The following is a 26776-nucleotide window of genomic DNA, read 5'->3' as shown; positions in this document are numbered from 1 at the left end:
CTTTTAGGAGGCTTTCTTTTTTACCACGGGAGCATTTATTAGGTTGATTCAGGGTATCAATCGTTCTGTAATAAGACAATCGATTATATTAATTGTGAAATTAATGTCTTTCAAAACTAGTGTATTAATTTGGTTCTCTCGCTTCCGTGGTACGGCCTCACCCCCAGCCCCTCTCCTACAGAGAGGGGGGCGCCTAACGGGGTGAGGCTTTTGTGTGAGACAGAAGAACATGGGATTTAGAGACAAAATGACAGAAGAACATATTATTTAATGACATAGGGTTTGAAGACATGGTAACATACGAACACAAGGGGGTAGTAACATAGGGTTTAGATATGATGCCATAGATACATATTTTTTAATGACATATTTTGTTGCTACAACAATTTGTTGTTATATGTTACTATGTCTTTAAAATATGTTTGTTGTGTCTTCAAAATATTATCCGGATAGGACGGAATAAGGGAAACATCCCTCTTTGAGAGGGGGCTTCCCTATAGTCCTCTTACAGCATCAGCCAACTGGCTCAATGCTTGACGCAGTATGGAGCGAGGGGTTCCGATGTTTAAACGCATGAAACCTTTGCCTCCAGGACCGAACATCTCACCATCATTCAATGCCAGATGAGCCTTGTCAATGAAGAGATCGAGGAGTTGTTCATGGTTGAGACCTAGTTCGTTGCAGTCTAACCACATCAAGAAACTTGCTTGAGGGCGTAATGGATGTATGCCTGGAATGTACTCTTTGCAATATTCCTCCACGAATTTCACATTCTCTTCCACGTATGCTAACATCTGCTTACGCCACTCTTCACCCTTACGGAAAGCGGCAATCGTGGCAATAGGAGCAAAAAGCGTAGGTTCGTCAAGTTCGTTTGCTTTTAGCCAACCAAAGAACTTCTCACGTAATTCTGCATTAGGAACAATGGCGTAAGAACTAACAATTCCAGCCATGTTAAACGTCTTGGTTGGTGCGCCGAAAGTAATACTAATGTCTGCGGCATGCTGGGAAACACTAGCGAAGGGGACGTGTTGATTACCGAAAAGTGCCATGTCACTGTGTATCTCATCACTGATTACAAGGATGTGATGTTGATAACAGAAATCAGCCAAACGAACCAATGTGTCCTTCGACCAACATAGTCCAGCTGGGTTATGAGGATTGCATAGAATGAGCACACGACACTTCTCATCACAAACCTGCTCAAGGTTTTCAAAGTCCATATCGTAGTATCCATCTTCACGACGAAGTAGTGGATTAAATACCACCTCCCTATGATTTCCCTCTGGAGTTAGGCGGAAAGGATGATAGACAGGAGGCTGAATAATCACCTTCTCATCAGGCTTTGTGAATACGTTTACGACAAGACCTATCCCCTTAACAATACCAGGAATGAAACTTAACCATTCTGATTTAACTTCCCAATGATGGTGTGTACGAATCCAATCGATGATAGCAGGACGATAATCGGATGGGTCAACGGTATAGCCAAAGATAGGATGATTCAATCGCTCTTTGAGTGCATCTACCACGAAATCGGGCGTGGCGAAATCCATATCAGCCACCCATAAAGGTAAGAGGTCATTACGTCCCCAACGTGGGAGGAGGGCTTCATGCTTTAAATCACCACTCCCCGAACGATCAATCAAAGTATCGAAATCATACGTCTTCATCATACGTCCAATGCTTGTTTAATATCATCAAACAGATCATCAACGCTCTCCAATCCAATACTGAGGCGTATGGTCGTATCAAATATGTCCATAGCAGTGCGTTCCTCGGGTGTAAAGAGTCCGAAAATAGTACTTGAAGGGTGTATTGCAAGTGTGCGGTTATCGAAGAGGTTTGTGGCTCTATGAATGAGTTTTAGGTTGTTGAGGAACCTGAAACAAGCCTCTTGATTTTCTAAATCAATGGTTACCATTGCACCAGCAGTCTCTCCATATTGGCGAACAGACAGCTCGTGATAAGGGTTATCAGCCAGTCCAACATAGTTTACTTTACGAATAGGTGCAAGTGTGCGCAGTCTCTTTGCTAATTCTAAGGCATTACTTGACTGTATGCGGTAACGTGCCTCAAGCGTCTCCAAGCCCAATGTCTGCATGTAAGCAACCTGTGGTGTCATGTATGCACCGAGGTTAAATAGCATCTCATTCATCAATCGGTCAGTGATAGCTGAGTATGCTCCATAGTCGATGATAAGTCCGCCCAATGATGTAGCCCCTCCACTGATATACTTCGTACTAGATACCACCTCAATATCAATTCCCAACTCCTTGCCAGAGAACTGAGTGAAAGGAATAATCGTTGTATCGGCAACAACAGGAATACCATGTCTATGTGCTATATCAGCCAAAGCCTTTACGTCGGCTACCTCCAACTGAGGGTTTGTCATAATCTCAAGGAACAAACAGCATGTATTCTCATCTATTTGAGCCTCTACGGAAGCAACATCTGTAAGGTCACAAAGCTTTTCCTCTATTCCAAGTCGTTTGAGAGTTGATGTCAAAAGAGAGTAGGAGTTGCCAAAGAGATGGCGTGATGTAATTACATTTTTACCTTGTTCAACGATGGCAAACATTGTATTACTGATGGCAGCCATACCCGAGTTAAGAGCCGTTACACGCTCTGCACCTGTCAAAGCTTTGATTCTCAACTCCAGATTTGTTACTGTTGGATTCTCAACACGAGAGTAGTCTGGGGCGTCAATACGTCCACAGAAAGCATCAGCCATTACTTGGGCATTGTCGAACTCGTAGGCAACTGCATTATATACAGGCATACTTAAAGCATCATAAGCATCCCGACGCTTGTAAGACAGGTGGATAGCCTGTGTTTGTTTCTTCATATTTCTTTATTGTTTGAGTTGTGTATTTGAATAAGAAGGAGCTTGTCTCTTCATTTATTTATATTCTGTGAGAACTTAGTACCATTGTATTGTTCTGGTGATACCACTACGTTTATCATACTTCAAGGCATCCGTTAGTGTTGATGCATTACAACGGAAAGTAAAGTTGTAAGAGGTGTAAGGTGCCAATACAACTGACGCACTCATATTAAAGCAGTGAAGGTCGCGAGACAGGCTAGCTGTTGTCATACTCATGGCGTGATTCTCGAAGTCATAGCCACTAGAGAAGTTGATGTTCCATCCGTCACTGATACGAATATTCCCTGAGACATTCAATGTCTGTGTGAACTTATAAGGGTAACGCATGGTCTTTGTATTGAACTTTCCACCTGTATTCTCACGCATTGTGATACCATAACCGATGGTTAATGACCATGGCATATTAAATCTCATGTAACCGTTCTCATCTGTTTCTGCGATGTTACCACGCTTCTTTTTGGCTGCATATTTACCTTTTTCGAGGTCGTCATCCATGTTCGATTCGATGTTGGTATCTGGTCCATCGCTTCCTTCTGAAACCTTGTTGTCGTCCTTATCATCCTTATGTCCGAACCACTTACGCAACTTCTCTGGGTTAAGAGTGAATGAGAAGTTCTGCGACATACCCTGGAATCGAGGTAAGCGACCATATCCCCATTCTGTGTGGTTACCAACGTATGGTTTGCCACTAGCGTCTAACTCGTATGCATAAGTAGCGAATTGGGCATTCATAGAGAATGTGTAATTCTTCCACCACTTTAATCGGAGTCGTACACTTAGGTCACTCCAGCGATGGAAATTGGTTGCTGCATTGTAAGACATCGTCGCTCCCAACTCGTCAATGAGACTAATCTTCTTAAATCCAGTAGAGTCCTTGTCACTCTTGATCTTCATCTCCAGATTGTTGCTAACATCCCATGAAATCATCTCCGTTTTCGTCTTTCCTGGTACGCTATAAAGCTCCTCTTGGTAAGGAGAATACTCAACGAGTTTCACGTTACCGCTTGCGTCCGTGTATTGGTAACTATCGTAGTAACCATAATGACGAGAGCCGAAGTTAGGGGAATAAGAGAATGAGATTTGAGGGGTGATGACGTGTCGGATCGCTTGGATCTTATCGCCAAACAGCTTACGATTAGGCTTCCAGAAACCATATAACTTCGTACTTGCTCCAACGCTCATACTCCAATTATAAATATTGTGGAAACCGTATGTTGTATCTTTCACCTCCGTCTGATGGATTGCATCCCACGAGCGATTCACCTTCTTTGAATACATTCGGTCAACGAAATTGAACGATGGTGTGACGTTGATATAATTAAATAAGGTGAAGTTAGCCTGTACTGGAATCGTGTGTTGGAAGCCGTTCCGCCAGTCCTTAAAGAGGTTCGAGTGCAATAGTTTATCCTCGTTAGTTGTGATCGAGTTAGATAACTGTCCAGTATAGCTCATAGATACTTTCTCATACCAACGCTCCTTACCCACAGCATGCTTCCGCTTGAATGGATAGAAGCGACTTAGGCTGATATTCAAGTCGGGGAGGGTCATTTGTATGGTATTATCACGCATGTTCTGCGATAGGTTTGTGGTAGCACTTAGTGACAAGCCTATGCTTGAGAAATTCGTACTCCAGCTAACAGAAGAAGTACGAGTAGACTGTGTTAAGGTCTGTGGGTTGTATAAGCTATTGAGGTTGTTACGCTCATAACTTGACGTAGCAAAGTTCACGCTGGCAGCAAGAGAGCTGTATGGATTCGCTTTCGGATCCTGTCTATGGTTCCATTGAATCTTAAAGCTCTCCTGTTCGGAGTAGTCTGGTAAGCCCTTATCACCCGTCTTTGAATCTTGATAACTAAACAGGAACGAACCTGAATAACGATAACGTTTGCGGTAGTTGCTGGCTGCTGATAGTCCCCAAGAGCCTTTGGTGTAAATTTCCCCCAACAGTTTTAAGTCCCACTTATCGCTTATTGCGAAGTAATAACCACCATCGCGGAGATAGAAACCACGGTTACTTTCATCACCATAATTAGGCATGATGAATCCACTGGAGTATTTCTTTGAGAAGGGGAAGAAGCCATAAGGGATGGCTAAAGGCAATGGAATGTCAGCTACCACTAGATAGGCAGGACCAAAGACAACGTCTTTTCCTGGTCGAACCTTGGCTCTTGAGAGTGCAATATAGAAGTCGGGATGAGGGTCGTCACACGTTGTATAGCGTCCATGTTGTAAGTATATGACCCCAGTAGAGTCTCTTTTGCCCACCTCACCACTAAGGAAACCATCCTGTTGTGCGGTGTAGACACCCTTAATCAGGCCTTTCTTTGATTTGAAGTTGAATGCCATTGTGTCACTCTTGTACTCATCTTTGCCCATAGTAAAGAGTGGCTTCCCTTTGATTCCACCCTCTTCTGTTGAATCGGGAGTACCCGTTGCACGCACCAAACTGCTGTCGAGGTTCATAAACACCTTATCGCTCGCCAGCTTCATATTCTCATAATCGACCTTAGAACCGCCGTATAAGTAGGCAGTTCCCGTGCTGGCATCATAGACCAAAGAGTCCTGTGCAGAATAAGTAACTGGAGAGTTGATTCCATTTGAGCGTGATTTCATAATGCTATCAGCCCTAATCGAATCATCAATAGCCTTGTTATGGTGATAGATAGCCAACTGAAGAGAGTCCATCTTCGTGGTATCTTGTGCGTTTCCTTCAACCTTTTTCTCATCGTTCCCAGCATTGCCTTTTAGCAAGCTGTCCACTGCAATGACATTACCCTTAACCTTCTTTGCTTTCTTAGGTTGCGGTACTGGCATACGAACACTTGCCATCGCACACACGATGACGAACGATAGTAGGAGTATAATGCTCTTATTTCTCATTGCCTAAAACCATGCAAAAGTACAGAAATAATGGTGAATTCAAATATCATTACGCTATTTTAACGTTTCTATTTAGCAGTCTTGTGAGATGTTACCCATGCTGACTAATTATGCTACTTTTGTCAGTCTCTAAACCTGTTGATTGTTAGTATGAATTGAAGAAGTACTTTCCTTTATTTAAGGAAGGCGTTTCTTTGCTATGAAGAAAGCCTCTCTTTAATGATAAGAAAGGCTCTTCTTCTTTTCAGTCTTTTATTATCTCTTGCACTAGTAAGAGTGTTGCACTATTGAGCGGAATGTCAACTAAACTATTCTAAGCCAAATCCAACGATAGAGCCTCAATGAGTCTCAATACGGGTTGATTCTCTTTTTTGAGTTTCTCGAGTTCTTGATGAGGTGTAAGCATTGGCTTTATCTCCTCTTGTTTGGCAAGTCTAATGTCCACTTCAAGCTGTCCGTTATGCAGATACTTAGCCAATGTAGCTCGGATACGAGCCTTGATAGGTAGCAACTCACTGAGTTGGATATTGTTTTCAGCAAGTATCTGAATATTCGGGAAAGCTGTTATTGTAGGGGTGATATTGCCCATGCGCTGTGCAAGAGCTTGCATCCCGTTAGGCATACGTTTGCACATTGCACGCCATTGTACGATGAGTTCTTGTTGAGAAAACTCCTCTTTCTCCTCTTTGTTGGTTACTTCTGGCTCGTTGGCATTGGTGTTTTTACGTTCTTCTCCTTTGAGTAAGTTGCTGACCGAAAGCCCCATTCCTCCTAAGTTAATCGATGTAGGTAAACCATGGGTGACGACGGCTGCACCACTATGATTGCTTGTTAACGCTTCGGAAGAGCTGTTAGAAGAGGGCGCAATGGTTACAGGTGTCTCGTTGTCAGTTGACTTGTGAGACTCCTCATGATGATGTCTAAGGCTCCCAACCACCTGCTGAGTCGGTTTCTGTTGAGCCTTTACAATAAGATTCTTGAACAGGGATTTTAATCGTTTAGGGCTACGCCCCGAGGCTGGGACATCATCGTCCTTCTGAGTTATTTGTGCTATTTGGATGAGTGTTAGCTCAACGAGTAAACGCTTATTAGAACTTTGTCGATATTCAACATCACATCGGTTCATAATCTTCAATGCGTTATATAGGAAGAGAGTAGGGCACTTCTGCGCCTGCTCTTGGTATCGTTTGCATTGTTGTTCGCTAACCTCTAACAATGGAAGAGTTTGTACATCTTTTGCCATCAATACGTTGCGAACGTGCGAAGCAAGTCCGTTGATGAGGTGACCACCATCAAAACCTTTGTTGATAACATTGTTCAGAAGAACCATAATGTCGCTTACCTTATTCTCAAGGGCAAGATTGATGATGTTGAAATAATTGTCTTCATCAAGTACATTGAGGTCTTCTATTACCTTTTGGTAGGTGATATTGCCTTGTGAGAAACTTGCTACTTGATCGAAGATAGAGAGTGCATCACGCATACCACCATCTGCTTTCTCTGCGATGATATTGAGAGCTTGCTCATCATATTGTATGTTCTCTTTCTCAGCAACAGCCTTTAAGTGGTTGATGATATTAGGAACTGTCATGCGTTCGAAGTCATATATCTGGCAACGAGACAATATGGTTGGCAGGATTTTATGCTTCTCTGTGGTCGCAAGGATGAATATAACGTGTGCAGGAGGTTCCTCTAATGTCTTGAGAAATGCGTTAAAGGCAGCTGTTGATAACATGTGAACCTCATCGATGATAAACACTTTGTATCGTCCAACTTGCGGTGGAATACGGGTCTGCTCCATAAGTGTCTTGATGTTCTCAACCGAGTTGTTACTTGCTGCATCAAGCTCAAATATGTTGTAACTGCGCCCTTCGGCAAAGGCTTTACAGCTCTCGCATTCATTGCAAGCCTCACCCTCTTTGGTGGGATTCTCGCAGTTGATAGCCTTAGCAAAGATACGTGCACAAGTCGTCTTACCCACTCCTCGCGGTCCACAGAAGAGATAGGCATGAGCCAATTTGCCACTTTTTACGGCATTCTTCAGCGTGGTAGTCAATGCCTGTTGACCAACGACAGAGTCGAAGGACATCGGTCGATACTTACGCGCCGAGACGATATATTCATCCATAAATCATACTTTTCTAATTCGTGATGCAAAGGTAATAAAAGTTGAGAAAAGACGCTCTTAGAGCATAGATATTAAATTGTTAATTTGCTAAAAATCTGTTTGCTACATGCCAACATGTGCAATCTTTTCCTTACTTTTGCACAAAATTGAGTAATAAGTGAGCAAGATTACTGGACATATACTTGGCTTTCTAAGTCGGTTCAAGTTTCATATTGTTATCCTCTTGGGCGTTCTTATTGTAGGAGTCTTGGATGAGAATAGCTTTATGAAGCGTATAGAATATGCCTACCAGATTAAAGACTTGAAGGTAGAAATCCAAAAGTATGATAGGCAATATCATCATGATACCCAACAACTAAAGGACTTAAAGCGTGACCCGAAAGCGATTGCTCGCATCGCAAGGGAGCGTTATTTCATGAAGACTGAAGATGAGGATATCTTCGTGCTAAGCGATGATGAACAGCTAGATAATACCCAAAAGTATGAGACAACTGAGTAAATTCGAATCAATAATCTATCTTCTTGGTGGAATAACGATGGTTGCAGGTGCAGGGCTCTACGCCTTTTTCATTGTTCAACACGTTGCATGTTGGATAATGCTTATCGGTGCTCTTGCTTTCGTCTTAATGCAGTCACGCCAACGATATGATGGTTCTTCTCTGACTATCCGTCGCTTACGTAAGATTATGACTATTGCTGGCTTTGGTTTTATCATTGCTGGCTTCTTTATGGTGGAGGACTCTTATATGTTCCTTCGCCCTGTGTTCTCTAATACAGCTGAGGGTTATACCACTTACGTGAACGTCTTTCATCATAATTGGGTGATACTCCTTTTAATCTCAGCAATCCTAGAGATGTACACCTCACATCGCATTAGTTATGAGCTTAAAAAGGAACTCCAATAGGGTTAGTAACTAAAAAAGTCTAAAAGAGGAATAGATAGTTTTAATTTGAATAAAAATGTTTCTTGGCATCAATTATACGTTGTACTTTTGTCAAAACAGAACCAGTTGAATGACCTATGAATAAAGTTCTTTACGCACTTTTAACGCTTATCGCTTGCACTTCTTGTGGAAGTTCTTTCAATATACAAGGCACTTCTAACGTCTCAAGTTTAGATGGTCGGAAGCTCTATCTCAAGGTAGATAAGGCGGACTCATTGGTTAATTTAGATTCATGTGACGTCGTTCATGGACAGTTCTCATTCCATGGTACGATAGATTCTGTTAGGGTGGCGCAAGTCTTTATGGATGATGTTAACCTTCAATTCCCCGTTGTTATTGAAGGTGGAGATATAGTAGTAAAACTGGATAATACCCAACAACGCGTTAGCGGAACACCATTGAATGATAAGTTAAACGACTTCTGGACGAAGTTTACTCAACTACGAAATCAGTATGGAGAGATCGATCATGAGGAGAGTGCCGCAATACTAAATGGACACGACGAGGAGACTATCAATGCCCGACTTATTAAGAAGGCACTAGGCGTGTACGCAAAGAGTGACAAGTTATTCACCAAGTTTGTGACTGAAAACTTTGATAACGTGTTAGGTCCGTGGTGCTTTATGACACGCATATCATACGATACTACGCCTGATGCCTACCCTGTTTGGATGAATGATTATATGTATGCTAATGCTGTTAATCAACTACCTTCTTGGGTCGAGTTCATCATGACAAAGGCAACAGATAACTTTAAGAATAACCCCGAGATAAAGACTTTCTACGCTGATTTCTTGCAGGCTCAAAAGGAGATGAATGGTATGGCTGAACCCGCAAATGCACCGATGAACGATGCGCCAGGTACTACGCCAAATGCTTCAACGGCTCCTCCTACACCAGCAGAGATGGCAGGCGACTCTATTCCAAAGTAATTATCACAATAGTTATAACGGCGTGTCACAATAGTGATAATTAAGTATCACAAGGGTGATACAGATGTATCATACGGGTGATAACGGATTGTTACAAGGGTGATAACGAATGATTGCAGTTGTGGAGAGTGCTTTGAGTATTAGAGATAGATGGTTCGGAAGACTCAATAGAGGCTTACTTTATTCTCAATGAAACCCCTAAAACATTTATAATTATATGCGGAGACTTATTCAAGGCGGTACTATCGTCAACGAAGGTCGAAGTTTTCTCGGCTCAATAATCATAGAGGATGATTGTATCAAAGAGATTATTAAGGGTAATCTAACAGCCCGTGGCACATTTGACGAGGTAGTCGATGCCACGGGATGTTTCGTCTTGCCAGGTGTTATTGATAGTCATGTACACTTCCGTGAACCAGGGCTTACAGAGAAGGCTGACCTCGAGAGCGAGAGTAGGGCGGCTGCTTTCGGTGGTGTGACATCCTATTTTGATATGCCAAATACCAATCCCCAAACCACAACTATAGTGGCTTTGGAAGATAAGTGGGCGCGTGCTGCGAAGTCAAGTCACGTTAACTATAGTTTCTTCTTTGGTGCTACGAATGCGAATAGCAAGTTATTTGAGCAATTAGATGTCCACTCCATTCCAGGAATAAAGCTCTTCATGGGAGCTTCAACGGGGAATATGCTGGTAGACCAACGTGATTCCTTAGAGGCAACCTTCCGTGTTGCAGCCTCTTTGGGGCTTCCTGTTATGACGCATTGTGAGGACTCTGGTATCATAAACCAGAATATGAAGGCAGCTAAAGAACGCTTTGGAGAAGACCCAGACATTACCCATCATTGGGAAATCCGCAGTGAGGAGGCTTGCTGTCAGTCGTCTTCCTTAGCTGTTGAACTTGCTAGGAAATACAAGACACAACTTCACATTGCACACGTTTCTACGGCTAAAGAGCTTTCATTTGCAGGTCATCCAGAAGATGAGGGGCGCATAACTCTTGAGGCAGTGATAGCCCACATCATCTTTTCCAACGAGGATTATCTTACGAAAGGCGCACTAATCAAATGCAATCCATCTGTTAAGACACCAGCTGATCGTGCCGCTATTCAACAAGCACTCATGTCTGGTCGTATTACAACAATCGGTACTGATCATGCCCCTCACCTTCTTTCTCAAAAGCAAGGAGGCTGTGCCAAGGCTGCTTCGGGTATGCCCATGATTCAGTTCTCACTGGTTTCTATGTTGGAACTGGTGGATAATGGCGTTCTAACCATCGAACGACTGGTTGAGTTAATGGCGCATGCTCCTGCGCAGTTATTCAAGATAGACAAGCGTGGATATCTACGAGAAGGCTACAAAGCAGATGTTACGATTGTTCAACCGCATCAATCATGGACAGTAGACGAAGCGTGCATACAGAGTAAATGTAAGTGGAGTCCGATGATGGGACACACGTTTCAATGGAAGGTAATACACACCTTCTGCAATGGGCACCACCTATTGGATAATGGCAAATTAGACACAACAACGAGAGGGGAGAGGCTCTCTTTCCGCAACACAAAATAATCCCGAATATGAAAGAAAGCCCAGCTGATAATAAGAGTAAGATACTCACTTACAACATAAGTGACATTACACCTTATATTAATTGGCCTTACTTCTATTATGCCTGGTCGATGAATGGCAAGGCAAAAGATGCGCAGCAGGAATTGAAGCAAGATGCTGAAGCCATGTTGGCAAGTATGGAAGAGCAATATCACACACGTGCAGTCTTTGCGCTTTGTGAGGCTAATAGCGATGGAGATGACCTCCTTATCAATGGAATCCGAATCCCTATGTTGCGTCAGCAAAGGGTGAAGAAGGGTAAACCTAACTTATGCCTTGCTGACTTTGTGCGCCCACTTTCTTCAGGAATAACTGATACTGTTGGTATCTTTGCTACCTCTGTTGATCAAGCAATAACCACTGATAACGAAGCTGATACTTATCTTCACATGTTGTCTCAAACCCTATCTGATAGATTGGCAGAGGCTACGGCAGAGAGAATGCACGAAGAGGTGAGGCGGAAGTATTGGGGGTATGCACCTGATGAGCAGCTTACGATAGTGGAACTCTATGCCGAGAAGTATCAAGGAATACGCCCTGCAATAGGTTATCCGTCACTTCCTGACACAAGTGTGAACTTCCTTCTTGAACATAATCTAGATATGAAAGGGATTGGGATAAGGCTTACCGAAACAGGAATGATGATACCTCATGCAAGTGTATCAGGCTTTATTTTCGCTCATCCAAAGGCTTGTTACTTTGATTTAGGTAAGATTGATGAGGAACAACTACAAGACTATGCACATCGGCGAGGGCTTCCCATCGAGCAAGTAAGGACTTTTTTAAGTGCCAATCTACTAAAGAGATGATAGCAAGAATTGTGATATACCTCCTTTTAATGATAGTTCTTTCGGATTTGTACATCGATATGCACTATTTCCGAAAGCGTTATCATGTAACCTGGTGGCAGCGTCTTCTATGGTGGATACCCTGCATTGGTATGGTTGTCTATACTTGTTTGTTGGCTTCCATACGTAACTTTGCACCAGTAGACCTCACTTGGTTGAACACTTATCTATTCCTCCTTGGAATGTTCGTCGTGCCAAAGACAATCTTTGCTATTAGTTCTTTCTTGGGTTGGATAATGCGTAAGTATATCACACACACGCCTCGTAACTGGGGGCATTACATAGGAGTTCTATTGGGCGTGGGTGCTTTTGGTGTGTATGTCTATGGGCTTACAGCTGGTGTATCAGCAATTAAAGTGAACCATATCGACCTATCTTTTAAGAATCTACCTGCCTCCTTCAATGGCTATCGTATAGTACATGTATCTGATTTGCATCTCGGAACCTTTGATGGATGGCGTGAGAAGATATTGAAAGCGGAGATGGATAGCATAGAAAAGCAGCACGCTAACCTTATTTGTTTTACTGGTGACATACAGAATATGCGCCCACAAGAGGTGGAGGCAATGCAAGCGGTCATTCGTAAACCGATGTCGCGTACCATCTCTGTGTTGGGTAATCATGACTATACGGAGTATATCGTTGGCAGTAAGAAAGAGAAGCTTGCACAAGAGATGAGGCTTGTCAAGGAGGAAGAGAAGGGCTTGGGATGGACACTCTTGCGTAATCAGAATGTGATAATATGCTCACCAAAGGGTGAGGATATATATATCTGTGGTACGGAGAATGATGGGAAGCCACCATTCCCGAACTATTCTAATTATAAGAAAGCGACCATGGGGATTCCTAAAGGAGCATTTGTCATTATGTTGCAACATGACCCTTCTGCCTGGAAACGTTCTATCTTGCCTCAAACAACAGCCCAATTAACGCTCTCAGGGCACACTCATGGCGGACAGATGCAGCTCTTTGGATGGCGACCAACAAGCCTCAGACAACATGAAGATCATGGACTCTACGAGCAAGACGGGCGTTATCTCTATGTCACAGCAGGGCTTGGTGGGCTCGTCCCTTTCCGTCTTAATATGCCAAATGAAGTAACAGTAATAACGTTACATACGAAGTAATAACGAGTAACAAATAATAAAAGAAAGCAATAAAGAATTATCTTATGAGCAATTCGACATTACAACGACACACAAAACACACTATTCATCACCCATCCTTCTTTGCGTTGATGGGAACACTTCTGTACGACCTCTATACATTATGTATCGTACTTCCTCTTTTCATACTTGCCTCTATTCTCACAGCCTTGATAACGACGATTGGCTGTCGATTAGGCAATGGTCACTTCTGGGGATACTATCCTGGAAAGTGGTGGTCATGGTTTACTATTCGCTTATTGTTCCTCCCTGTAAAGGTAGAAGGGCGTGAACACTTAGACCCCAAACAGAGTTATGTCTTTGTTAGTAACCATCAAGGAGCATTCGACATCTTCCTTATTTATGGTTTCTTAGGGCGTAACTTCAAATGGATGATGAAGAAGGCTATCCGCAAGATACCGCTCATTGGACTTGCATGTGAGCAGGCTCACCACATCTTTGTAGATAAGAGTGGGGCGAGCAAGATAAAGAAGACATACGATGAAGCACGTGAGACGCTACGCGAGGGGATGTCAGTAGTGGTATTCCCAGAGGGTGCGCGCAGCTTTACTGGTCATATGGCTCACTTCCGCCGAGGTGCTTTTATGCTTGCTGATGAGCTGCAATTACCAGTATGCCCAATTACTATTAATGGTTCATTCGACGTTATGCCACGAACAAAAGACTGGAACTTCCCCGTATGGAATAGACTTCGTTTAACGATTCATGAACCTATTCAGCCTAAGGGAAAGGGTTCGGAGTTTGAGAAGCAAACTATGGTTGAGGCGTATAAAGCAGTCATGTCTGGACTAGAAGAGAAGTACCAAGGATTTATAGATAACCCAGATCAGTAATAACTGACTACTGGTTTTTATTCGATTATTTGCTTCATTCAGATAAATATACTACTTTTGCACAAAAACAAAACCTATGACAAGCGATAGTATAGTAATCATACCGACCTATAACGAGAAGGAGAATATAGAGAAGATTATCCATGCTGTATTCAATTTGGATAAGTTCTTTCATGTCTTGGTAATTGATGATGGAAGTCCAGATGGCACTGCGCAGATTGTTCATCGATTGATAAACAATGGTTGTTCTGACCGATTGTTTATTATCGAGCGTACTGGTAAGTTAGGACTAGGAACAGCTTATATTACAGGCTTTAAGTGGGCTTTGGAGCATGGTTATGACTATATCTTTGAGATGGATGCCGACTTTAGTCACGATCCAAACGACCTCCCTCGTCTTTATGCTGCGACGCATGATGAAGGCTATGATGTCGCTGTTGGCTCACGTTATGTTAGTGGGGTGAATGTTGTTAATTGGCCTATTGGACGCGTGCTAATGAGTTATTTTGCTAGTAAATACGTACAGACTGTGACGGGATTCCATGTTCATGACACCACAGCAGGCTTCGTTTGCTATCGTAGGAAAGTGTTGGAAACTATCCCATTAGATGATATTAGGTTTAAAGGATATGCTTTCCAAATAGAGATGAAGTACACTTCTTACAAGATAGGCTTTAAGATTAAAGAGGTTCCAGTCATCTTTGTTAATCGCCGTGAAGGAGTTAGTAAGATGAGTGGTGGTATATTCTCTGAAGCCTTCTTCGGCGTTATGCGCCTCCGTCTTGACGGCTGGTTTAAGAAGTACCCGAAGGCTTAATAGTAATAAGACAAGCCTCACCTATCCTCCCTGAACGGGTAGGACTCTCTCACAAAATAGATATTTGCAGGAAAGAAAGGGGCAGGTTAATGTGTTGCGAGGTATAGTCTTGTTAGCTACAAAAGCAATACTGCACACAAAGAAATGCTCTCTTGCATGGGAAGGGGGCGTTTCCTTGATATGAGAAGAGCCTCTCCTTAATGCAAGGAGAGGCTCTCTTTGATTCAAGAGGGATCATCTACTTATTCTTTACCAACTATTCGTATCAAGCGTTTTACCACTTAATTAATCATCGTATGATAACAGTTATAATCTTTTTGCTCGCTTTTCTTCTCCTTGGTATAGGCTTTCTACTAAGTTATCATAAGGAAGTTACTAATCCGGAAGATGCTTATAGGCGGAATTGGAAAGGCTTCTTCTGGTCATCTCTACGCATGATGTCATTAGCAGTTGTTACGTTGTTTCTATTCTTCGTCATGCTGTGCTTTGTTGGTGAAGACGACCCTGAGGATAATCTGAGTTGGATAGTTTGGTTCATTGTCGTCACATGGTTTGTGGCAATCCCTGTGCTTGTTATTTATGTTATATCCGTTGTTCAGGTTATAGTTCATCGTGAGTTATATATAAATAAGGTGTTTCTTGGATTACACATTATCAATCTCTTGCAAGTAATATGTGTCTTGGTCTTGGCTATTCTACCACAGAAAAGTTGTACACCCGAGGCGATGGAAACTGATTATAAGGCGCATCAAACAGAGATAAGACGTTTGATAGCAGTTACAAAAGGTTGGTTGCCGGATAGTACAGGGTTCTCCGTGGAGTATTCGAATAATGGAGAGATTACGGACTGGGGCGTTAACTCGAAGGTAGATGTGAACTTTGAGCCAGACAACGGGGTCACTGATAACGTAAAGAATAGGGAGTTAAAGAAGATAGGACTTAGTGTTGAGCGCCTGGATTCCATCCGTTTTGCACTGCAGGAGATGGATTATCGAGGTTTAAGCATTGGTAATAATAATGGGTATGGGGACTGCACAGAGATAGAATATGGGCGCAAAGGGCAAGATGTCTTTTATTATCAATTATATGATAAGCCCCTCACTGACTCGTTAATCAGCGAACTTAATAATCTACCTAGCTTCGTTGTCTTCAATCGTCGAGTGGTATTTTACTGTATGGAAAACTCTCTCGATACCCCTCACTTTCCTGGGAAAGAAACCTATCTAGCGCATAGACGTAAGCTGAAATAAGGTCGGTAAGATTCGTAATAGATACCTTGTATTTGGGAGGTTTCAGCTGGTTATCCTGTTGACGCAACGCTTTATTCTATTCGCCGTGAGCGTCGCCGTGAGTTCGCAGGAGAGGGTATGTGTAATGACGATTTGATACGTTGAACATCATTGGATTAGGTGAAGAACTATCAAATTGAGGGTGTGAACTTCTGAACATATCTATATCAAAGTCCTAAGTTTATCGGCACAGACGGGAACAGCCTCATACTTGTTGATGGTAGTGCTAAGGCTAATATCTCAGCGAAGGCACTATCTACTTCGTGCCAGATTCGTATATGTGATGCTTGAAATGACACATACGTGTCGCTCGACTGACACGTATGTGCTAACCCATGTAACACATACGTGTCAATGACGTGATACGTATGTGTCATTTCCATCAATCCTATGTGTTACTTTTTGTGCCTGATAATAGTCGCCTAAACAGCAGAAAGCGGAAGTCTCGATAGATAAGGGGACTTCCGCTTGATATGTTGTGACTCCGTTGGGATTCAAACCCAAGACCTTCAGAACCGGAATCTGACGCTCTATTCAGCTAAGCTACGGAGCCTAATAGCGCTGCAAAGGTACTGTAAAGTTTGGATAACTCCAAATGAAGCCGAAACCGACATGGGTGCATTTAGATTTTTTATAGGTTTCTGAAAGGGCTTTCTCCTGTAAATCCTTTCTCCTAAAACTATTCTAAAACGGCTCTTCATCTTATCCTTTAGCAGCCACTAATCCTATTAATCGATAAATCGCTTCGTAAGATCTTTGTATTCGTCTATCCTGCGATCGCGCAGGAATGGCCACCAACGACGCACTTGTTCGCTATGGTCTAGGTCGATGTTAAGGATGATGCTCTCCTCCTCATTGTCGCTTGCACGATAGAGTAGTTCGCCCTGTGGACCAGCCACGAAGCTACTTCCCCAGAACTGAATTCCCCCTGTTTGTTCGCTTGGATCGCTCTCATGACCTACACGATTAACGGCGATGACAGGCAATCCGTTAGCCACTGCGTGCCCACGCATTACCGTTGTCCATGCCTCACGCTGGCGTTGTTGCTCTGCTTCCGTGTCACTACTTTCATAGCCGATAGCAGTGGGGTAGATGAGCATTTCTGCGCCTTGTAATGCCATTAAGCGGGCTGCCTCAGGGTACCATTGATCCCAACAAACCAATACTCCCAAACGTCCCACGCTCGTGTCGATAGGATGGAAACCGATGTCACCTGGTGTGAAATAGAACTTTTCGTAGTAGGCTGGGTCGTCGGGAATGTGCATCTTACGATACTTACCAGCTATTGTTCCGTCTTTCTCTATGACAACAGCCGTGTTGTGATATAACCCAGCAGCCCGTTTCTCAAAGAGGGAGGTAACAAGCACGATACCTAATTTGCGTGCCAACTCACCATAGAAGTCTGTTGATGGTCCAGGTATGGGTTCTGCTAAGTCGAAGTTGTTTACGTCCTCCGTCTGACAGAAGTATAATGAGTTGTGTAACTCTTGTAATACGACTAGTTCGGCACCCCTTTGTGCGAGGTCAGTGATGTTCTCTGCCAATCGTTCTATATTCTTCTTCGTATCCGCAATGTTATGTTGTTGCAAGATACCAATCTTTAGTTCTCTCATCTATTTAATATGTTTTCCAACTTGTCCGAAGCGTGAAATAGCTTGCTTCGGAGCGGTTGGGGTTGGTTTTAAACTTACTATTATGCAGTGTGACAAATACTTTCTCCATGTCTTTTCTCTTCTGTTAAAGAGCTGGAGAAAGCGGTAGTTGCATAGTTAAACAATGTATGGAACCATGTTGTCGGATGATAGTTCTACTGTCAATACCTATTATCTCTCTGTCAGGGAACGCCAGTTGAATTTGTTCCATCGCCCTTTTGTCCTTTTCGGGTTGGTTATAAGTAGGAACGAGTACAGCGTCGTTGAGAATAAGGAAGTTGGCGTGTGTCGCTGGCAGCCGCTCGCCATCATCGTAGATAGCATTTGGCATGGGGAGCGGCAGTAGTCGATAAGGTTGCCCCTCAGGGGTTCTTAATCCCTGCAACTGCTCCTCCAAATGATGGAAGTCATCATAGTGCTCGTCTTGAGGGTCATCACACCTTATATATAATAACGTATCATTAGGCGCAATGCGAACGATAGTATCAATGTGACCATCGGTATCATCGCCAGCTAATTGACCATAGTCTAACCATACAATATGGTTGATGTTTGGGAAGAACGAACGCAACTTCTGGTCAATATCCTCCTTAGTCAAAGGTTGGTTGCGATGAGGTGCCATCAGGCAGCCAGTTGTTGTGAAGAGAGTGTGCTTGCCATCACACTCTATCGAACCACCCTCTAGAACGAAGTCCTTATGACTTATAAGTGTGCCCTCGAAAAGCCCCACCTTGTAAACCGCTTGGTTAATCTTATTATCCTTGTCAGCGGCAAACTTCTCTCCCCATCCATTGAAACAGAAGTCGAGAAGGACGCTCGCTTGTTCAGTTCCGCTCGCTGTCGTGTCAGGGAGTAGGGTGATGGGTGCAACATCGCGCGCCCATGTATCATTGTTATCGCAGGCAAATATTGTTACCTGTTTCATCTGCCCTTCCGTGAGATGCTTGGTCAATAAGTCCTGCACCCGTTCCGTGTCTCGTGCTGTTATGAGCAATTTCTCGTGTCGAGTGATAGCCTTCGCCATCTGAAGATAAACCTCAGTTATCTCCTCCAAATAGGGACACCAGTCAGTGTCCTCATGTGGCCATATCAGCATGATAGCCCTTTGCTGTTCCCATTCAGCAGGTAATCTTACACCTTGAAGTCTGTTAGTATTCATGTTGCAAAGGTAAGAAAAGAAAATGTGATAGGCGTTCTTGCGTTTGTATTTTTTATGGGGTATATATGTCTTGTTCCGTTTGTCACAGCCTATCCGTTTGTTTCATTTATAGTAGCTTTGGCGTTGATATACGTCAAGCTGGTGTTTGATGTATATCAATTAAAGACTTGATATATGTCAATTAGGTCGTTTGATATGTATCAAGGAGTTTGATGAAAGTCAAATAAATCTGTTTTTTCATGTTTAAATGGGCTTATTCTTCGTATGAAATTGCAAACAGTACTAACTTTGCAAACGCAAACAAGACATAAGAGATGTCAGTTCAGGGTAGATGATTTACCATTAATAAGGCATCAATCTCATTAGGTAGACACAAGGAAAAAAGATTGTTTAACAAGTAAAAAGAAAGGAACAACGTTATGAAACAAAGAATTAAGAAATCATCCATGGCGCGCAAGTTCTTCCATTACATGATTAATGTTATCAGTGAGTATAACATGGGTAGAGCAACTTGCTTAGCGTAATGCTAGCTCTAATTAAAAAGAGTTTTATAGCTACAAAAGAATTGATAAAATTTGAGAGAGAATAATAGAAGAGTCGAATCATGGTCTGTTAAGGACACTGATTCGACTTTATTGTTATCTTATCATTCCTTTTTACCTTAAATAAAAGTGCCTGCCTTTGTTGATATAGCAGGCTTTTTGTATGACACATGATTGTGATGCCTGTGAGCATAAGGCGTTGCATAACAGACTAAACAGACTAAAAACAGGGAGGAAATAGTCTAGGACTCATGTAAAAATAACCTATTTCCTCATGAAGGAGAGGGTTAGAAGCATAGAGGATAAGTGTTGGCTCGAGGATAGAGGCGTATTGTTATGAAAAGAGATAAGCGTGTTGTACAGGCGAGATAACTTAAACAGTTTTCCTTATTTATTAGGATTTTTAATATATTGAGCGGCGGTTTCTTGGTATAAAAAAGGTATCTTTGCAACAAGATTTATTTGCAGAATGAAACGGATTAGAATATCATCTCTGATAGTGTTTGCCGGACTCGTCGCATGTACCTCATGTGAGGATGTGAAGCGTCCTGCACCTAAACGAGAGGCAGTCAATGTCACTCCTCCGTCTAGAGAGAACGAGGCAATAAGTCAGTTGACGGCCTCAATAGACGAAATATCGGATAATTTGGATCTTATCTCATCGCAAGAGGCAATGCTTTGTAAGACTACTGAGCATGCAAACAAGAAGTCTAAAATTATTCAGCAGATAAAGGGGCTTGGAGCGTTGTTGGCTGAGAAACAAAAGCAAATAGATAAGCTATTAAGTGAGAAGAAAAAGCAGTCGGAGGTGTCATCTGATAAGAGTGCCACAATAGATAAGCTCTATAAGACGATAGCCTTCTTAGCTTCTCAGTTGAAAGAAAAGAGTGATCGCATGGCGGAACTAGAGGCTGTTGCTAGTAGGAAAGATGTCAGTGTAGAGCAGTTGAAATACATTGTCTTGAATCAATCTAATAGTGCTGAAGCCCTGCGCTATAAATATGATATGTCTGTATCAGGTAATAATAGCCCTAGAGTAAAGGTGGTGAAGCAAGTGGAACAACCAAAGAGCGTGTTCTATATCATTGCTGATAAACAGACGCTGAAAGATAAGGGACTCTTGAAGACAAGTCTCTTTTCGAAGAAGATAAACAATAATAATATCACAGAAGAGAGCTTTATTAAGGCGAATCAGAAGGACTTAACAACGTTGACGATTAAGTCGACATCTCCCAAGATATTATCTCCTAATCCAGAGTCAAGTTATACCTTGACAACGAACGAAGATGGTACTTCAACGCTCACCATTACAAATTCGGATAAGTTCTGGAACGTGTCTCCTTACTTGATTATACAGGAGTAAGAGGCTTGAAACCTACCTAGAGATTGCTAGTGAGATACGACAACTCTAGTATAAAGTCCTAAAATAACGTATGATAAGAGTTGTGAGAATGGAATAAAATTGCTATCTTTGCAGCCTAAAACTTATGCGTAGCGTGAAAATAAAGGAAGTTATTGATGCCCTTGAACGGTTCGCGCCTTTGCCCTTGCAGGAGAGTTATGATAATGCTGGTCTGCAAGTTGGATTGACAGAGGCGGAAGTATCAGGGGCTTTATTGTGTCTTGACGTGACGGAAAAAGTGGTGGAGGAGGCGATGCGACGTGGTTGTAACCTAATCGTTGCACATCACCCACTTATCTTCCGTAAGTTATCACAAGTGTCAGATACTGATTATGTTCAGCGTACGGTTATGAAGGCTATTAAGAACGATATAGTTATCGTTGCCATGCACACGAATCTTGATTCGGCAGAGAATGGAGTGAACTTCAAGATAGCAGAGAAACTAGGATTGAGGAACGCACATTTCTTTGGTCGGAATAAACAAGTGATTAGTCCGCTCACAGGGGATACGATAATTGGTGGTGATGGTGTTATTGGTGAATTTGAAGCACCATTAGCAGCTGATGATTTGATACTTTTACTGAAAAAGAAGTTTGATGTAGAGTGCATTCAAGCCAATGAATTACTTCGTAGAGAGATTCGTCATGTTGCAATTTGTGGTGGTTCTGGTTCTTTCTTGTTGCGTGATGCCATTGGTGCTGGTGCTGATGCCTTCATAACGGGAGAGATGGGATACCATGAGTTCTTTGGTCATGAGCAAGAGATACAGATATGTGTTATGGGGCATTACCAGAGCGAGCAATATACAACGGAAGTACTTCGAGATGTGATAGAACATGATACCCCAGGTGTTAAATGCTGTATATCAGAGATAAATACTAATCCGATTATCTATTTCTAGTAGGTTGGGTAGGTTTATCCAGCCAATTAATCAAGCATCGGAATGGGGTTTGATAATGAATATTGAATTATAATTAAGATAAGAACTATGGCAAAGAAAGATCCAAAAGAGTTACCAGTAGAGGAGAAGCTAAAGAACCTTTTCCAGTTACAGACAACACTTTCTGCTATCGATGAGAAGCGTGCATTACGTGGTGAGTTACCACTTGAAGTACGTGACTTAGAGGATGATTTGGAAGGTTTGCACACTCGTATAGAGAAGATAGAGCAGGATATAAAGGATTTCCAGAGTGCTATCACTCAGAAGAAAGGTGATATCATTGAAGCTCAAGCAAGTTTGGAACGATACAATAAGCAGTTGGATACTGTTGCAAACAACCGTGAGTATGATACCTTAACAAAGGAGATAGAGTTCCAAACTTTAGAGATTGAGCTTTGTAATAAGAAGATAAAAGAAGCTCAGCATAAGGTTGAAGAGAAGCAAAGAGACTTAGAGGAAAATCGTGCTCTACTGGAGGATCGCCAGCATGCACTCGAAGAGAAGCGTAATGAACTGGACGAGATTATGCAGGAGACACGTGAAGAGGAAGGTCTGTTGAAAGAGAAGTCCGCTGAGCTTGAAACAAGAATTGAACCAGGATTGTTACGTAGTTTCAAACGCATTCGTCGTGGAGCTCGTAATGGATTGGGTATTGTTTACGTGCAGCGTGATGCTTGTGGTGGTTGCTTTAACAAGATTCCTCCTCAGCGTCAGTTAGATGTTAAGATGCACAAGAAAATCATTGTCTGTGAATATTGTGGTCGTATCCTTATTGATCCAGAGTTGGCTGGTGTGAAGGTAGAAAAGCCTACAGAAGATAAGCCAAAGAAGCGTAGAACAACCCGTAAGAAGAAAGAAGAAGCGGAAGACTAAACCATGTCTGATGTTGAAATCCTATAAAATGGAGTAATAAAATAAGGTCCCTTATCTATGCACGATGATGCTTTAGGTAAGGGATTTTTCTGTTCTCTTGGTTACTTTCTGTGAAATTATTTGTGCCTTTAATAATATTTATTTATCTTTGCCAATACTAAGATTGATTAGAATAAACATTAAGTTGCATGTAGGATGAGAGTTGCCTTATAGGTTCTCCCCAATCTCAAGACTATGTGTCAAATAGAACTGATTACCAAACTTAGCCATGGGAGACTGGCTCAAAATTTACTATTATGGAAGAATTAAACAATCCAAAGCCAAACAATTATTTGCCTCTCGCAATTTTCACTACTCTTTGTTGCTGTTTACCATTTGGTATCTATGCGATTATTCGTTCTATGAAGGTGAACGATTATTACATGATGAAGCAATATGATGCAGCAGCGGCAGCAGCAGCAGATGCTAAGAAGTGGAGTATTATTGGTATTGTTACGGGTGTAATCTTTCAGATAATCTACTTTGGCTTCTTGGGTGGTATGAGTTATTTAAGCGCATTATCACACTAAAAATTGAAATCTAAGAAGAGATTTATGGGGGCTCTCTTTTTGGGAGCCTCCTTATTAATCATATACTATTTTTATGATCCTGTTACTACTTCTTGGGCTCCCAAATGCCCATTTAAGGTGTTGACAGGACTGCAATGTCCAGGTTGTGGATTGCAACGGGCATTGCATGCTTTGTTGCAGGGAAGATTCGTAGAGGCAATTCATTATAATTACTTCTTGTTATTTGGTATCCCTTATTTAATTTTATTTGGACTTCGTGCATTGCTACCTATTAGCAATTCTAAGCGCAGATTGACTAGAGTAATAGAGGATAGAAGACTTATTTTGACCTATGTTGTCCTCTTCTTTGTATGGCTTGTTGTGAGGAATATCTTGCATATATGATAATTCTTCTGTTATTACCATATGTTACAGACTGATAAAAGGGTTATTTTACTTTAAAGATAAAGATAATGGAACAAGAGAAAGTTAATCAATTATTAATGATGATGGGATCGAAGATTCCATCTGAAAGTATACCAATGGTACGTGATAGATTGCTTAAGTCAGATATGAGGGAATCAGATTTTCTCATACTAGTGAATGGTATGAAAGATCCAACTCTATCTCTTATTTTATCGATACTTGTTGGTGTCCTAGGTGTTGATAGATTTTACATCGGTGATGTTGGACTTGGACTTGGAAAGTTGTTGACCTTTGGTGGATGTTACATTTGGGCTTTGGTTGATATTTTCCTGATAATGGGAGCTACGAAAGAAAAGAACCTAGAACTCCTTTTAACCCACATTCATTAATTTGCAATTTGACGTAATGTTATTACATTCGTATTAGATTGTAAATCTAAGAGAAAGCCCTTATCTACTTGATATAAGAGTCATCAAGTAGGTAAGAGCATTGATTATTTTATAGTTATAAAACTTCTATTGTTTCAATCCTAACATCTTCTGTTGGGCGGTCGTTGCAATCTGTTTGACAATTTTGGATACGTTCAACGATGTCTAATCCTTCTTCAACTTCTCCAAATACTGTGTATTGGTTGTCAAGGAAGGGTGTACCACCTAATGTTGTATAAGCCTCATTTTGTTCTAGAGTGAATGTCGGTTTACCTTGTGACTTACACTTTTCTTTCGTTTCTTCTATCAGTTTGTCTTGTAGAGTCTGTAATCCTACATGATCGCGATTACGTCTTAGATTCATAATTTCATCATGATGTTGTTTGGCTAATTGATTGAAGACGTCCTGTTCTTGTTGTATTCCCATTTGTCGTTCCAACTGCTTCAGTGCGGCTGATTTATATATTTTTCCCCATACAATATAAAACTGACTACCACTGCTAGCACGCTCAGGGTTTACCTCATCGCCTGTGCGAGCAGCACTTAAAGCACCACGTTTGTGGAAAAGTTGTGGGTATACGAACTCTGCGGGGATAGTATAGTCTGGACCACCAGTTCCAAGAACCTTTCCTTTAGGCGCATTCTTACTATTAGGGTCACCACCTTGTATCATGAAATCTTTGATAACACGATGGAAAAGAGTTCCATTGTAATAGCCTTCCTTTGCAAGCTTTAAGAAGTTATCACGATGTTTGGGGGTCTCATCATAAAGGCGAATAATAATGTCGCCCTCACTTGTTTTTATTTTAAGTCTTGTAGCCATAATCCTTTTAAGATATTGTTTATAATTTATAAATCGAAGTTATATGAGTGATTGGTGATAATATTTTCTATAAGAAGCAGCTAGGTTAGAAAAAGAATACTTACAGTCCTCTGGCTTTAAAGATGCGTTCTTTAGCATCATTAATGTCTTGGAATTTCTTCTCTGCCGCTTTACGAATATCCTCTCCAAGGCTTGCTACTCGGTCTGGATGATGCTTTAAAGCCATCTTTCGATAGGCTACTTTTACTTCGTCGTCAGTAGCAGTAGAAGACAAACTCAATACTTTGTAAGCATCTTCTATATTACTATTTGCCCTTGCGCCATTCTCCATGTTAAGCATTGAATCAACGTCCTTTGCTGTTAATCCTAAGTGGCGTGCAACCTCCTTTAAAGCCTTTATCTCTTCTGGACTTACATATCCATCTACCTTCGCAATGATAACAAGGTAATTGAGTAGTTGTAGTCGTTGACTAACGTCCATATTGTGTTTTATCTCTGCACAACTTTGATGGATGGTATTTCGAAACACCTGTATCCCTTGTTTCTTTTGTATTTCAAAGAGCTTTAAGAGTATTTCTTGTCCTTGATTTACTGCTTGTTCTCCAAAGTTCTGACGTAGGAACTGACGTACAAACTCCATCTCTGAATGCATGATTTTGTTATCTGCTTTGATGATATAAGATGATAAAACAAGCATAGAAAATAGAAAAGAATTGCGCTGTCCTTCATTGGAATGTGCATTAGAAGAACCATTCTGCCCTCCATACTGATATTGTTTATAACCATTACCCTGCGAGTAATAATCTTGGTTATTAGTGTTATAATCATTGGTGTCAGCCCTAGAATCCATCATTTCATCAATGATACTACCAAGACAAAAACCTGCTAATGTTCCAAGAATTCCACTTCCTAACATTGTCCCTAAGGTTCCGCCAATCCAACAACCAACCCATTTCATATTTCCCATGTTGTTCTATTTTGATATTTTCGGTCTTATTAATATTGTTCCTTATATCTTATATTAGTTCACAAAGATAATGCCAAGTTGGGAGAAGCTTGCCTTTTACTTTTGGGTTGACTACCAAATATAATGTATATCATTGAATAGATGCAGAATAATGTAAAGTATTCTGCGTAATAAAAGATACTTTTAAGAGTTATGTATGTTAAATATTTTCGTAATTGGGAATAGCTTCTAAGAACTTATATGTTTGCTTCTCGTAATCCATCTTACAGATGTATGTAGCCATACCATTCGATACAATGAGGTAATCTACATGAAGCAGTAAATTGTAGACTGTGATTTGGTCAAACACTTTCTGTGTTAATGTGATATTGGGTGCTTTGTATTCTATGATCATACGAGGGTGTAGCTGGTTATCATACAACACACTATCAGCTCTCATCCTTTTCTCTCCAATCTGCAAAGGAACCTCATTGGCAAGTAATGAGGATGGGTAATTCTTATGTTCAACGAGATAATGTATGAAGTGTTGGCGCACCCATTCTTCTGGAGTGAGTGCAACATATTTTCTACGTAGGATGTCGAAAATTTGCTTTCGACCATGTGTCTCTTTCACTCTAATTTGATATGGAGGGAGAGTAAGTTGTATCATTTTGGACAATTCCTATATATAATAAGGTGAAAACGAT

24 protein-coding genes and 1 tRNA gene are annotated in these 26776 nt (G+C 41.5%); 15 read left to right on the top strand and 10 right to left on the bottom strand.

The annotated features are described in order from the left end of the window. Window positions 1–494 precede the first annotated feature (494 nt). The 4 genes from O3603_RS09660 to O3603_RS09645 all read right to left on the bottom strand — a co-directional run bounded on the left by O3603_RS09660 (window position 495) and on the right by O3603_RS09645 (window position 7895). Window positions 495–1676 carry a MalY/PatB family protein gene (locus O3603_RS09660; protein WP_371522497.1) on the bottom strand — a complete coding sequence of 394 codons (1182 nt, stop codon included), beginning with the start codon at window positions 1674–1676 and terminating at the stop codon, window positions 495–497. Beyond that, window positions 1673–2848 carry a PLP-dependent aspartate aminotransferase family protein gene (locus tag O3603_RS09655; RefSeq protein WP_371522495.1) on the bottom strand — a complete coding sequence of 392 codons (1176 nt, stop codon included), beginning with the start codon at window positions 2846–2848 and terminating at the stop codon, window positions 1673–1675. The genes O3603_RS09660 and O3603_RS09655 overlap by 4 nt, the downstream gene beginning before the upstream one ends. Before the next feature lie 75 nt (window positions 2849–2923). After that, window positions 2924–5767: a putative LPS assembly protein LptD gene (locus tag O3603_RS09650; RefSeq protein WP_371522494.1), complete on the bottom strand. Its 2844-nt coding sequence runs from the start codon at window positions 5765–5767 to the stop codon at window positions 2924–2926. A gap of 313 nt (window positions 5768–6080) precedes the next feature. Beyond that, entirely contained in the window at window positions 6081–7895 is a 1815-nt protein-coding gene (locus O3603_RS09645; protein WP_371522492.1) for a DNA polymerase III subunit gamma/tau, read from the bottom strand. A gap of 157 nt (window positions 7896–8052) precedes the next feature. Between O3603_RS09645 and O3603_RS09640 the strand changes: the two genes are divergently transcribed. The 9 genes from O3603_RS09640 (at window position 8053) to O3603_RS09600 (ending at window position 16291) form a co-directional block, all read left to right on the top strand. After that, window positions 8053–8394, top strand: coding sequence for a septum formation initiator family protein (locus tag O3603_RS09640; protein ID WP_371522490.1), 342 nt, complete (start codon window positions 8053–8055; stop codon window positions 8392–8394). Beyond that, the gene (locus O3603_RS09635; RefSeq protein ID WP_371522488.1) at window positions 8378–8800 is read left to right on the top strand and encodes a hypothetical protein; all 423 of its coding nucleotides are present in this window, start codon (window positions 8378–8380) and stop codon (window positions 8798–8800) included. Before O3603_RS09640 ends, O3603_RS09635 begins: the two co-directional genes overlap by 17 nt. Before the next feature lie 116 nt (window positions 8801–8916). Next, window positions 8917–9771 carry a DUF4369 domain-containing protein gene (locus O3603_RS09630; RefSeq protein WP_314572696.1) on the top strand — a complete coding sequence of 285 codons (855 nt, stop codon included), beginning with the start codon at window positions 8917–8919 and terminating at the stop codon, window positions 9769–9771. Between the two features lie 217 nt (window positions 9772–9988). After that, window positions 9989–11338, top strand: a complete 1350-nt coding sequence (locus O3603_RS09625; protein ID WP_371522486.1) for a dihydroorotase — start codon at window positions 9989–9991, stop codon at window positions 11336–11338. 8 nt (window positions 11339–11346) lie between these two features. After that, a complete protein-coding gene (locus O3603_RS09620) occupies window positions 11347–12186 on the top strand; it encodes a vitamin B12 dependent-methionine synthase activation domain-containing protein (RefSeq protein ID WP_371522484.1) in 840 nt (279 codons plus the stop codon). Further along, window positions 12183–13352, top strand: coding sequence for a metallophosphoesterase (locus O3603_RS09615; RefSeq protein WP_371522482.1), 1170 nt, complete (start codon window positions 12183–12185; stop codon window positions 13350–13352). The genes O3603_RS09620 and O3603_RS09615 overlap by 4 nt, the downstream gene beginning before the upstream one ends. Window positions 13353–13396: 44 nt before the next feature. Then, the gene (locus tag O3603_RS09610) at window positions 13397–14224 is read left to right on the top strand and encodes a lysophospholipid acyltransferase family protein (RefSeq protein WP_314867158.1); all 828 of its coding nucleotides are present in this window, start codon (window positions 13397–13399) and stop codon (window positions 14222–14224) included. A gap of 76 nt (window positions 14225–14300) precedes the next feature. Then, complete coding sequence (locus tag O3603_RS09605) at window positions 14301–15041, top strand: polyprenol monophosphomannose synthase (RefSeq protein WP_009434859.1); 741 nt, start codon at window positions 14301–14303, stop codon at window positions 15039–15041. Between the two features lie 296 nt (window positions 15042–15337). Further along, complete coding sequence (locus O3603_RS09600) at window positions 15338–16291, top strand: hypothetical protein (RefSeq protein ID WP_371522480.1); 954 nt, start codon at window positions 15338–15340, stop codon at window positions 16289–16291. Window positions 16292–16809: 518 nt separating this feature from the next. On the opposite strand, the gene O3603_RS09595 is transcribed toward O3603_RS09600, so the two are convergent. The 3 genes from O3603_RS09595 to O3603_RS09585 form a co-directional block, all read right to left on the bottom strand. Continuing rightward, window positions 16810–16883, bottom strand: a tRNA-Arg gene (locus tag O3603_RS09595). Window positions 16884–17058: 175 nt separating this feature from the next. After that, window positions 17059–17943 (bottom strand): carbon-nitrogen hydrolase, encoded by an 885-nt coding sequence (locus O3603_RS09590; protein WP_009434924.1) that lies wholly within the window; start codon window positions 17941–17943, stop codon window positions 17059–17061. A 124-nt stretch (window positions 17944–18067) separates the two neighbouring features. Next, on the bottom strand, window positions 18068–19141 hold the full coding sequence (locus O3603_RS09585) for an agmatine deiminase family protein (protein WP_371522478.1): 1074 nt from the start codon (window positions 19139–19141) through the stop codon (window positions 18068–18070). Window positions 19142–20152: 1011 nt separating this feature from the next. Between O3603_RS09585 and O3603_RS09580 the strand changes: the two genes are divergently transcribed. From O3603_RS09580 to O3603_RS09555, 6 genes are all read left to right on the top strand, one after another. Further along, the gene (locus tag O3603_RS09580) at window positions 20153–21046 is read left to right on the top strand and encodes a hypothetical protein (protein ID WP_371522476.1); all 894 of its coding nucleotides are present in this window, start codon (window positions 20153–20155) and stop codon (window positions 21044–21046) included. A gap of 124 nt (window positions 21047–21170) precedes the next feature. After that, the gene (locus tag O3603_RS09575) at window positions 21171–21986 is read left to right on the top strand and encodes a Nif3-like dinuclear metal center hexameric protein (protein WP_371522474.1); all 816 of its coding nucleotides are present in this window, start codon (window positions 21171–21173) and stop codon (window positions 21984–21986) included. Between the two features lie 87 nt (window positions 21987–22073). After that, window positions 22074–22898, top strand: coding sequence for a zinc ribbon domain-containing protein (locus O3603_RS09570; RefSeq protein ID WP_371522472.1), 825 nt, complete (start codon window positions 22074–22076; stop codon window positions 22896–22898). Between the two features lie 296 nt (window positions 22899–23194). Continuing rightward, a complete protein-coding gene (locus tag O3603_RS09565) occupies window positions 23195–23467 on the top strand; it encodes a CD225/dispanin family protein (protein ID WP_009434837.1) in 273 nt (90 codons plus the stop codon). Between the two features lie 24 nt (window positions 23468–23491). After that, entirely contained in the window at window positions 23492–23851 is a 360-nt protein-coding gene (locus O3603_RS09560; RefSeq protein WP_371522500.1) for a DUF2752 domain-containing protein, read from the top strand. Window positions 23852–23919: 68 nt separating this feature from the next. Then, on the top strand, window positions 23920–24261 hold the full coding sequence (locus O3603_RS09555; RefSeq protein ID WP_371522470.1) for a TM2 domain-containing protein: 342 nt from the start codon (window positions 23920–23922) through the stop codon (window positions 24259–24261). 115 nt (window positions 24262–24376) lie between these two features. On the opposite strand, the gene O3603_RS09550 is transcribed toward O3603_RS09555, so the two are convergent. The 3 genes from O3603_RS09550 to O3603_RS09540 form a co-directional block, all read right to left on the bottom strand. Continuing rightward, window positions 24377–25123, bottom strand: coding sequence for a peptidylprolyl isomerase (locus O3603_RS09550; protein WP_371522468.1), 747 nt, complete (start codon window positions 25121–25123; stop codon window positions 24377–24379). 100 nt (window positions 25124–25223) lie between these two features. Further along, entirely contained in the window at window positions 25224–26090 is an 867-nt protein-coding gene (locus O3603_RS09545) for a TerB family tellurite resistance protein (RefSeq protein ID WP_371522466.1), read from the bottom strand. A 199-nt stretch (window positions 26091–26289) separates the two neighbouring features. Continuing rightward, window positions 26290–26739, bottom strand: coding sequence for a type I restriction enzyme HsdR N-terminal domain-containing protein (locus tag O3603_RS09540; RefSeq protein WP_371522464.1), 450 nt, complete (start codon window positions 26737–26739; stop codon window positions 26290–26292). Window positions 26740–26776: the final 37 nt, after the last annotated feature.

The sequence above is a fragment of the Prevotella sp. 20925_1_30 genome (assembly GCF_041433025.1).
In the GTDB taxonomy this organism is placed as follows: Bacteria; Bacteroidota; Bacteroidia; order Bacteroidales; family Bacteroidaceae; genus Prevotella; species Prevotella vespertina.
Note: the sequence above shows the minus strand (reverse complement) of the source record. Positions and strands in the feature narration are given on the sequence as shown.

Coding starts and splice junctions, on each gene's coding strand:
- O3603_RS09605 (WP_009434859.1), top strand. CDS start 14,301: ATGACAAGCGATAGTATAGTAATCATACCGACCTATAACGAGAAGGAG.
- O3603_RS09645 (WP_371522492.1), bottom strand. CDS start 7,895: ATGGATGAATATATCGTCTCGGCGCGTAAGTATCGACCGATGTCCTTC.
- O3603_RS09575 (WP_371522474.1), top strand. CDS start 21,171: ATGCGTAGCGTGAAAATAAAGGAAGTTATTGATGCCCTTGAACGGTTC.
- O3603_RS09615 (WP_371522482.1), top strand. CDS start 12,183: ATGATAGCAAGAATTGTGATATACCTCCTTTTAATGATAGTTCTTTCG.
- O3603_RS09540 (WP_371522464.1), bottom strand. CDS start 26,739: ATGATACAACTTACTCTCCCTCCATATCAAATTAGAGTGAAAGAGACA.
- O3603_RS09555 (WP_371522470.1), top strand. CDS start 23,920: ATGGAACAAGAGAAAGTTAATCAATTATTAATGATGATGGGATCGAAG.
- O3603_RS09550 (WP_371522468.1), bottom strand. CDS start 25,123: ATGGCTACAAGACTTAAAATAAAAACAAGTGAGGGCGACATTATTATT.
- O3603_RS09580 (WP_371522476.1), top strand. CDS start 20,153: ATGAAACGGATTAGAATATCATCTCTGATAGTGTTTGCCGGACTCGTC.
- O3603_RS09610 (WP_314867158.1), top strand. CDS start 13,397: ATGAGCAATTCGACATTACAACGACACACAAAACACACTATTCATCAC.
- O3603_RS09600 (WP_371522480.1), top strand. CDS start 15,338: ATGATAACAGTTATAATCTTTTTGCTCGCTTTTCTTCTCCTTGGTATA.
- O3603_RS09585 (WP_371522478.1), bottom strand. CDS start 19,141: ATGAATACTAACAGACTTCAAGGTGTAAGATTACCTGCTGAATGGGAA.
- O3603_RS09655 (WP_371522495.1), bottom strand. CDS start 2,848: ATGAAGAAACAAACACAGGCTATCCACCTGTCTTACAAGCGTCGGGAT.
- O3603_RS09650 (WP_371522494.1), bottom strand. CDS start 5,767: ATGAGAAATAAGAGCATTATACTCCTACTATCGTTCGTCATCGTGTGT.
- O3603_RS09630 (WP_314572696.1), top strand. CDS start 8,917: ATGAATAAAGTTCTTTACGCACTTTTAACGCTTATCGCTTGCACTTCT.
- O3603_RS09635 (WP_371522488.1), top strand. CDS start 8,378: ATGAGACAACTGAGTAAATTCGAATCAATAATCTATCTTCTTGGTGGA.
- O3603_RS09560 (WP_371522500.1), top strand. CDS start 23,492: ATGGGGGCTCTCTTTTTGGGAGCCTCCTTATTAATCATATACTATTTT.
- O3603_RS09625 (WP_371522486.1), top strand. CDS start 9,989: ATGCGGAGACTTATTCAAGGCGGTACTATCGTCAACGAAGGTCGAAGT.
- O3603_RS09590 (WP_009434924.1), bottom strand. CDS start 17,943: ATGAGAGAACTAAAGATTGGTATCTTGCAACAACATAACATTGCGGAT.
- O3603_RS09660 (WP_371522497.1), bottom strand. CDS start 1,676: ATGATGAAGACGTATGATTTCGATACTTTGATTGATCGTTCGGGGAGT.
- O3603_RS09620 (WP_371522484.1), top strand. CDS start 11,347: ATGAAAGAAAGCCCAGCTGATAATAAGAGTAAGATACTCACTTACAAC.
- O3603_RS09565 (WP_009434837.1), top strand. CDS start 23,195: ATGGAAGAATTAAACAATCCAAAGCCAAACAATTATTTGCCTCTCGCA.
- O3603_RS09545 (WP_371522466.1), bottom strand. CDS start 26,090: ATGGGAAATATGAAATGGGTTGGTTGTTGGATTGGCGGAACCTTAGGG.
- O3603_RS09570 (WP_371522472.1), top strand. CDS start 22,074: ATGGCAAAGAAAGATCCAAAAGAGTTACCAGTAGAGGAGAAGCTAAAG.